At 57.7% G+C, this 1,568-nt stretch carries 1 protein-coding gene; it reads left to right on the forward strand.

Annotated elements, in window-relative coordinates; all coding sequences use genetic code 11:
• The first annotated feature begins 107 nt into the window (after positions 1 to 107).
• On the forward strand, positions 108 to 1,451 hold the full coding sequence (locus tag C7C56_RS13035; RefSeq protein ID WP_106757823.1) for an IS4 family transposase: 1,344 nt from the start codon (positions 108 to 110) through the stop codon (positions 1,449 to 1,451).
• Positions 1,452 to 1,568: the final 117 nt, after the last annotated feature.

The following is a 1,568-nucleotide window of genomic DNA, read 5'->3' on the forward strand; positions in this document are numbered from 1 at the left end:
CGACCGCATCCAACCTGACTAAGAAAGTCGTTAACTTTCAATGAGTTGCAGATGGGGCTTGTAAACTTTGCCGAAATCGCGTTTACTCTTTTACTTTGGGTGACGCATTGGTTAAGGTAAATCAGCACTGGACGGATCAAGAATGTGTAGGAATGAACCTTGGAGATGCCCGCCTCAACAAGAGGGCGATGACATTGATGGAACGATTTTCGGCAAAGCCGACAGCCAGCATCCCGCAAGCGTGCGATAGCTGGAGTGAAACGTGCGCCGCGTACCGGTTTCTTTCCAATGCCGAGGTGAGCTGGGAAGGCATTCTGGCGCCGCACTGGGAACGGACCCAGGAGCGTATGCGCGCGCATCGGGTGGTGTTGTGCATTCAAGATACGACCGAACTCGATTTCAACGGGCAGGACACTGACGGCTTGGGCCCCTTGAACTATGAGGCGCGGCGCGGAATGTATCTTCATCCTACCTATGCAGTGACGCCTGAGCGCGAACCGTTGGGCGTGCTCGATGCGTGGATGTGGGCGCGCGAGGAGCGCGGGGCGGACGGAGTGCGCCCCGGACTGATTGAGAGCACGCGCTGGACCGAAGGCTATGAGCGCATCGCCGAGATGGCCACCAACATGCCCGACACGCGGCTGGTGTACTTGGCCGATCGCGAAGCTGACATCGTGGCGATGATGCGCCGTGCGCGCGACCTCGGGACGCCTGCCGATTGGCTGGTGCGTGCCAAGCACGACCGCTGCCTGCCCGATGGCGACGGCGACAAGTTGTGGTCTTACACAACCAAAGGCGAAGCGCTGGGGGAAATCACCTTCAGAATGGGCGCCCGTGAAGAGCAAAAGGCGCGTACTGTGCGTCAGCAAGTCTGGGCCCGCACGGTCGAGATTTCGGACGGCAAGAGCGGCCGCATTATTGCTACCTGTGTGGTCGCGCGTGAAATCGGGGCGCCCAAAGGTCTCAAGCCGGTCGAGTGGCGCTTGCTGACCAATCGGCAGGCATCGACAGTTGAACAGGCCATCGAGCTGATCGAATGGTACCGGGCGCGCTGGGAAGTCGAGATCTATTTCAACGTCCTCAAAAATGGTTGCAAGGTCGAAGCACTGCAGCTTTCGGCCATCGATCGAATCGAGCGTGCACTCGCGCTGTTCATGGTTGTTGCCTGGCGTGTCACCTACTTGATGCGGATGGGGCGGACCTGCCCGGATCTCGACGCCTCTCTGTTCTTCGACGCTGACGAGATCCGAGGTGCCTATTTGCTCACTAAAAAGAAAATGCCCACGGCGCCACCCACGCTCAACGAGATCTTGCGCCTCATCGCTCAGGTTGGCGGATTCCTCGGCCGTAAGAGCGACGGCGAGCCTGGTGTGAAAACGATCTGGCGGGGACTCGATCAAGTCATGACCGCAGCGGAAACTCTACGTGCACTGCGCGAAGGGCTTGGCTGACTTATGTATAACGATATGACTTAAAACCAAACCAGCCCGTGCGTTTTCGAAAGATGAGATCAAGCGCTTCTTAAAAGATGCTTGAGGCCGGGGTTTGAGCCATAGGTTTATACACAT

Source organism: Massilia glaciei (assembly GCF_003011895.2).
Taxonomy (GTDB): Bacteria; Pseudomonadota; Gammaproteobacteria; order Burkholderiales; family Burkholderiaceae_D; genus Telluria_A; species Telluria_A glaciei.